At 34.8% G+C, this 6,445-nt stretch carries 7 protein-coding genes; 1 reads left to right on the top strand and 6 read right to left on the bottom strand.

The window, feature by feature from the left end:
* Positions 1-113: 113 nt before the first annotated feature.
* The 6 genes from ACFOUY_RS01810 to rpmB all read right to left on the bottom strand — a co-directional run bounded on the left by ACFOUY_RS01810 (position 114) and on the right by rpmB (position 4,193).
* Positions 114-614: a hypothetical protein gene (locus ACFOUY_RS01810; RefSeq protein ID WP_378958733.1), complete on the bottom strand. Its 501-nt coding sequence runs from the start codon at positions 612-614 to the stop codon at positions 114-116.
* Positions 615-1,051: 437 nt separating this feature from the next.
* The gene (gene rimO, locus ACFOUY_RS01805) at positions 1,052-2,383 is read right to left on the bottom strand and encodes a 30S ribosomal protein S12 methylthiotransferase RimO (RefSeq protein WP_378958732.1); all 1,332 of its coding nucleotides are present in this window, start codon (positions 2,381-2,383) and stop codon (positions 1,052-1,054) included.
* A gap of 60 nt (positions 2,384-2,443) precedes the next feature.
* Complete coding sequence (gene ftsY / locus ACFOUY_RS01800) at positions 2,444-3,406, bottom strand: signal recognition particle-docking protein FtsY (RefSeq protein ID WP_378958731.1); 963 nt, start codon at positions 3,404-3,406, stop codon at positions 2,444-2,446.
* Positions 3,407-3,492: 86 nt separating this feature from the next.
* Complete coding sequence (locus ACFOUY_RS01795) at positions 3,493-3,648, bottom strand: DUF4295 domain-containing protein (protein WP_010599808.1); 156 nt, start codon at positions 3,646-3,648, stop codon at positions 3,493-3,495.
* Positions 3,649-3,732: 84 nt separating this feature from the next.
* Positions 3,733-3,915, bottom strand: a complete 183-nt coding sequence (gene rpmG, locus ACFOUY_RS01790; RefSeq protein WP_010599807.1) for a 50S ribosomal protein L33 — start codon at positions 3,913-3,915, stop codon at positions 3,733-3,735.
* Between the two features lie 44 nt (positions 3,916-3,959).
* On the bottom strand, positions 3,960-4,193 hold the full coding sequence (gene rpmB, locus ACFOUY_RS01785) for a 50S ribosomal protein L28 (protein ID WP_025145121.1): 234 nt from the start codon (positions 4,191-4,193) through the stop codon (positions 3,960-3,962).
* Between the two features lie 212 nt (positions 4,194-4,405).
* On the opposite strand from rpmB, the gene acs reads away from it, so the two are divergent.
* Positions 4,406-6,304 (top strand): acetate--CoA ligase, encoded by a 1,899-nt coding sequence (gene acs, locus ACFOUY_RS01780; RefSeq protein ID WP_378958730.1) that lies wholly within the window; start codon positions 4,406-4,408, stop codon positions 6,302-6,304.
* Positions 6,305-6,445 lie beyond the last annotated feature (141 nt).

The raw sequence follows: 6,445 nt of genomic DNA, 5'->3' as shown, positions 1-6,445 counted from the left end.
CACACCAAACGAAGTTATTCTAACAAACCGCTGTATACCGAACGGTACGTACAGTGGTGTGAGAGGACAGATAGGGAAATAATCCCTATCTTCCTACTCGATCTTCATTATTTTTAAATTTTTAAAGTATAAATACTATTAAACGGTGCTGTAGTAACGGAAGGAAATTCTTTTGGTGCTTCAGCTTTATCAATTGATAGCTTTTCAACAGCATAATTGCTTGTTTTCAGGTTAAGTTCGTATACTTTACCGTCGCCTAATTTCAAATAAAAATTTTCAATGCTTTTAGATTGGATAACTATCTCAGAAGAATTTAATTGATAATAGTTGATTTTCAGGTCGTTAGAGTATGTAAATGGTTTGCTAATATCAAAATTGATTTGTTTAATCACATTATTAGCATCTTTATAATAGAGCTGTATTTTGTTTTTATCGAAGTAGCCCGTAGTTACGGGATTAAGTAAATCAGCACCAATATTGTTTTTGATTATAAGGCTTAATTGCGTTTGAGGCATTAGGGAACAGGCACAAAGTCCACCACCACCAATATCCATTTTTTTGCAGCCTAAATTGACAATAAAGATTAAAAGGAAAGCGGCTATAAATTTTTTCATATAGATTAGTTTTGGTTAATCCTTAAAACGAGCACATTGAGCCATTCGCTACAAATATAAATTATTTAATTTCTAGGCAAAAAAAATCCCATCAGAGATAAATTGATGGGATTTAGAAACTGTTTAAATTTCAACGAATAAATTAAAAGGTTGTCAACTCTGAGGGTTAATTTATTTCGTAAAATCAATATAAATGACGTCAACAGTAGGTAAACTAAGTGAATGAATGATTATGTTCTGTGAAGACACAGACCATGGAGCAGGGGCAAAAATTTGGTTAAAACCAAGTCAGATTAAAACGCGTGTAGAAAAGAAAAACTAGTGCTAAGTCGTTAGCTAATGAAAAAGCAGCTTTTTTGGAGCTGCTTTTTTATTTTATTAATAATTTTGTATCAAATTTTCAGGACGAGTTAATGATTCTAATAAGCTTTTAGATATTATACAATTGTTCCGTATAAATCGAAATCTTCAGCTCTGTCTATTTTAACATTAACGAAGCTTCCGTTTGCTGCATAACCTGTAGCTGCGTCAATTAGAACCTCATTATCTACTTCTGGCGAGTCAAATTCGGTTCTGCCAACAAAGAAATCACCTTCTTTTTTATCAACCAAAACTTTAAAAGTTTTACCAACTTTTTCCTGATTAATATCAAATGAAATGCCTTGCTGAATTTCCATGATATCATCAACACGTTGTTGCTTCACTTCATCAGGAATATCATCAACTAAAGTATGTGCATGAGTTTTTTCTTCATGAGAATAGGTAAAGCAGCCTAAACGATCGAATTTAGTTTCAGCAACCCATTCTTTCATTTCTTCAAAATCGTGTTCAGTTTCGCCAGGATAACCGCAAATTAATGTGGTGCGCATGGCTATATTTGGTACTTTATCTCTAATTTGATTCACCAAATCGATAGTTTTTTGTTTGGTTGTACCACGGCGCATCGATTTTAACATATTATCTGTAATGTGCTGTAGAGGCATATCCAGATATTTACAAATGTTATCACGCTCATTCATGGCATCTAAAATTTCCATCGGGAAACCAGAAGGGTAGGCGTATTGCAAACGAATCCACTCAATCCCCGGGACATCAGATAAGCGACGCATCAATTCATCTAGCTTACGAACACCATAAAGATCCAATCCATAATAAGTTAAATCCTGAGCGATTAAAATAAGCTCTTTTGTGCCGTTCCTAGCTAGGATTTTTGCTTCGTTTACCAATTCTTCCATTGGCTTACTTAGGTGCTTCCCACGCATTAAAGGAATAGCACAAAACGAGCATGGGCGATTGCAGCCTTCGGCAATTTTGAAATAAGCAAAATGAGATGGTGTGGTTAATAAGCGCTCGCCAATAAGCTCGTGTTTATAGTTTGCACCTAACTCATGTAATATATTTTTTAAATCATTGGTACCGAAAAATGCATCAACATTTGTAATTTCTGATTCTAATTCTGGTTTGTAGCGTTCAGATAAGCAGCCCGTAACCACAACTTTACCGATTTTTCCAGCTTCTTTTAATTCGCTAAATTGAAGTATGGTATCAATAGATTCTTGCTTAGCATTATCAATAAAGCCACAGGTATTGATAACAACAATATCATCTTTACCCATTTTATCAGATTCGTGAACAACATTTAAATTGTTGCCACGCAACTGGCCCATTAACACTTCCGAATCGTAAATGTTCTTAGAGCAACCTAACGTAATTACATTAATTTTCGGTTGTTTAACTACGCTTTTACTTTTTGCTATTTTTGTATTCATCTTTAACACTTAATCTGTACTGTTAGGCTTTTTTTTGCACCACCTTATTGCGATAAGTACTTATTTAAATAAACTGTTTACAAACTCTTTCTTATCGAAAAGTTGTAAATCACCTATTTTCTCACCCACACCTATATATTTTACCGGAATTTTAAACTGGTCTGAAATTCCGATAACAACACCACCTTTTGCAGTTCCATCTAACTTGGTTATCGCTAATGCATTTACATCAGTAGCTTCGGTAAATTGCTTGCATTGCTCGAAGGCATTTTGGCCGGTCGAAGCGTCTAATACCAGTAAAATTTCATGAGGTGCATTTGGTACCACCTTTTGCATAACCTGCTTAATTTTACCGAGCTCATTCATTAAGCCAACCTTATTATGTAATCGTCCTGCGGTATCAATAATCACAACATCTTCACCATTTGCCACAGCCGATTGTAACGTATCAAATGCTACAGAAGCAGGATCTGAACCCATTGGCTGCGCTACAACGCGAACGCCAACACGTTCTCCCCAAAGTTTTAACTGATCTACAGCAGCTGCACGAAATGTATCGGCGGCACCCAAAACAACTTTAAGGTTTGCTTCTTTTAATTTGTGAGCCAATTTGCCAATAGTTGTTGTTTTACCAACACCATTAACGCCGACAACCATTATTACATAAGGTTTATGATCGCCGTACTCAAACTGACGGAAATCGTTACTGTTATTTTCCGATAACAACAATTGGATTTCATCACGAAGAATAAAATTAAGTTCAGAAGTATTCAGGTATTTATCCTTTGAAACACGTTCTTCAATTCTTTTGATAATTTTTAACGTCGTACTTACGCCAACATCAGAAGTTACCAGAACTTCTTCTAAATTATCCAGAACTTCGTCATCAACAGAAGATTTTCCTGCAACAGCTTTAGTTATTTTATTGAAAAAACCATCTTTAGTTTTCTCTAAACCTTTCTCTAAAGCTTCCTGAGCTTCAGGTGCAGTTTCTTTCTTTTTGAAAAAATCGAATAAGCCCATATCAAAATTTTATATAACAAAAAAAGCCCTCCCGGTTAATGCGGAACGGCCTTTAATATTTTTATCAATATTAAAAAATATTAACCTTATTTAGATGCAATAGCATCTTTTACGTGGTCGTTATGAACGATAAGTTCTTTGAATGAATAAGCACCAGTTTTTGGTGATTTTACCATTGTTATAACTTTCGAATATTCTTTACCTGTACCTGTTTTAAGGGTTGCAACTACTTTCTTTGCCATGTTCTTATAATTTTAATGATTGAATTGGAGAATGTTAGAATGATAGAATTCGTAACTCAATCATTCAATCAATCTATCATTCAATTATTTTATTTCTTTGTGTACTGTTACTTTTCTCAATACTGGGTTGAATTTTTTCAATTCTAAACGCTCAGTAGTGTTTTTACGGTTTTTCGTAGAAATATATCTAGACATACCTGGCATGCCACTTTCTTTATGTTCAGTACATTCTAAAATAACCTGAACTCTGTTACCTTTTTTTGCCATTTTAATATAAATTGTAAACTGTTAATCTCAACAGTTAATGTTTTTTACAAAAATCCTTTTTTTACGAAACGGTTGATTGCTTCGCTAATACCCACTTTATTAATGGTTTTAATCGCTGATGTTGAAACTTTCAACGTAATCCAACGGTTTTCTTCAGGAATATAAAATTTCTGAAGTTGAAGGTTAGGGTAAAATTTGCGTTTGGTTTTAACGTTTGAGTGAGAAACGTTGTTACCTACCATTGCTTTTTTTCCTGTTAAATCACAAACTCTTGACATGACTTGTAAATATAGTTGTTAATATCGTCCGCTTAATTTTTTTAAGAGTGTGCAAATATCTGAATAATAATTGAAAACAGCAAGGGTGGCGCTAAATATTTTTATATATTTTTAAAATAGTAAAGGAGTATTCATTTTGATACGATTTCATCATTTCAGGTTAGTATTATTTATTTAAATTAGCCGATACTAACAAAATATATAAACGAGCGATGCAAATTACATCTTTTAAACAATACGAAGAAGATTATAAAAAAAGTGTAGAAAATCCCGAGCAGTTTTGGGGTGAGGTAGCTCAAAATTTTCAGTGGCGTAAACCTTGGTTTAAAGTTTTATCCTGGAATTTTGAAGAGCCTAATATTAAATGGTTTGAAGGGGCTAAATTAAATATTACAGAAAATTGTTTGGATAGGCATTTGGCTACAAATGGCGATACACCTGCTATCATCTGGGAATCTAATAATCCTGAAGAAGAGTCTGTTACCTACACTTATAAAATGCTTCACGAACGTGTTTGTCGTTTTGCGAATGTATTGAAAAGAAATGGTGCCAAAAAAGGTGATCGTATTTGTATTTATATACCAATGGTACCTGAGTTGGCAATTGCCGTTTTAGCTTGTGCCAGAATTGGAGCTGTTCACTCTGTAATTTTTGGTGGTTTTTCTGCAAAATCTATTGCCGATAGAATTAACGATTCGCAGTGTAAATTGGTAATTACTGCTGATGGTGCTTATCGAGGAAATAAACAAATTCCTTTAAAAGATGTAATTGATGACGCTTTAATTGGCTGCCCTACAATAGACAAATGTATTGTTTTAACACATGTTCGTACACCAGTTTCTATGCTAAAAGGAAGAGATGTTTGGTGGGAAGATGAAGTAAAGCACGTTAACGATATTTGTGAAGCAGAAGAAATGGATGCCGAAGATATGCTTTTCATTCTTTATACTTCTGGTTCTACAGGAAAACCTAAAGGTGTTGTTCATACTTGCGGAGGTTACATGGTTTATGCAGGTTATACTTTTTCAAATGTTTTTAATTACAAACCAGGCGAAGTTTATTTTTGTACAGCTGATATAGGTTGGATTACAGGTCACTCTTACATTGTTTACGGACCGCTTTCTCAAGGTGCAACATCTGTTTTATTTGAGGGGATTCCGACTTATCCAAATCCATCGCGTTTTTGGGATATTGTAGAAAAACATAAGGTAAACACATTATACACAGCCCCAACTGCTATCCGTTCTTTAATGGGTTTTGGCGAGGAGCCATTAAAAGGAAAGGATTTAAGCTCTATTCGTGTTTTGGGCTCCGTAGGAGAGCCTATAAATGAAGAAGCATGGCATTGGTTTGATGAAAAGATAGGTGGCGGTAAAGCGCCTATTGTAGATACCTGGTGGCAAACCGAAACGGGAGGAATTATGATTTCGCCAATTGCAACGGTTACCCCAACAAAGCCTAGTTTTGCAACATTACCGCTTCCAGGTATACAGCCAGTTTTAGTTGATGAAAATGGAAATGAAATAAAAGGTAATGGTGTTAATGGAAATCTTTGTATTAAGTTTCCTTGGCCTGGAATGCTGCGTACCACTTATGGCGACCATGAGCGTTGCAAGCAAACCTATTTCGCAACTTACGAGAATATGTATTTTACCGGAGATGGGTGTTTACGTGATGAAGATGGATATTACAGAATCACTGGTCGCGTAGATGATGTGTTAAATGTTTCTGGACATAGAATTGGAACAGCAGAAGTTGAAAATGCGATTAATATGCATGCCGGTGTGGTAGAAAGTGCTGTTGTTGGTTACCCACACGATGTAAAGGGGCAGGGCATTTATGCTTTTGTTATCAATCCTGAAATGCATGGAGAAGCTGAATTAACCAAGAAAGATATTTTACAAACGGTTACCAGGGTAATTGGAGCCATTGCTAAACCAGACAAAATATTATTTGTTTCAGGTTTGCCTAAAACACGTTCAGGTAAAATTATGCGTCGCATTTTACGTAAAATAGCAGAAGGCGATACTGCAAATCTTGGTGATACTTCTACACTTTTAGATCCATCAGTAGTTGAGGAAATTATAGAAGCAGCTAAGAATTTAAAATAGTTTATTCCGTTAAAATAAAAAATGCCTCCCGAATTCAGAGGGCACTGAAAAAGTGGACTTAAAATAGTTTGTTTTTGCAAAGCGGATGAATGAGTTCTGAACTCTTCATCCGCTTTATTTTTTTTATGTCATTTGATATTT

It is taken from the genome of Pedobacter jamesrossensis, assembly GCF_042650905.1.
In the GTDB taxonomy this organism is placed as follows: Bacteria; Bacteroidota; Bacteroidia; order Sphingobacteriales; family Sphingobacteriaceae; genus Pedobacter; species Pedobacter jamesrossensis.
This window is presented reverse-complemented; position numbering and strand designations above follow the sequence as displayed.

What these genes read in the sequence shown, in the direction of transcription:
- ACFOUY_RS01810 (WP_378958733.1), bottom strand. Translation starts at nt 614, where the DNA reads ATGAAAAAATTTATAGCCGCTTTCCTTTTAATCTTTATTGTCAATTTA.
- rimO (WP_378958732.1), bottom strand. Translation starts at nt 2,383, where the DNA reads ATGAATACAAAAATAGCAAAAAGTAAAAGCGTAGTTAAACAACCGAAA.
- ftsY (WP_378958731.1), bottom strand. Translation starts at nt 3,406, where the DNA reads ATGGGCTTATTCGATTTTTTCAAAAAGAAAGAAACTGCACCTGAAGCT.
- ACFOUY_RS01795 (WP_010599808.1), bottom strand. Translation starts at nt 3,648, where the DNA reads ATGGCAAAGAAAGTAGTTGCAACCCTTAAAACAGGTACAGGTAAAGAA.
- rpmG (WP_010599807.1), bottom strand. Translation starts at nt 3,915, where the DNA reads ATGGCAAAAAAAGGTAACAGAGTTCAGGTTATTTTAGAATGTACTGAA.
- rpmB (WP_025145121.1), bottom strand. Translation starts at nt 4,193, where the DNA reads ATGTCAAGAGTTTGTGATTTAACAGGAAAAAAAGCAATGGTAGGTAAC.
- acs (WP_378958730.1), top strand. Translation starts at nt 4,406, where the DNA reads ATGCAAATTACATCTTTTAAACAATACGAAGAAGATTATAAAAAAAGT.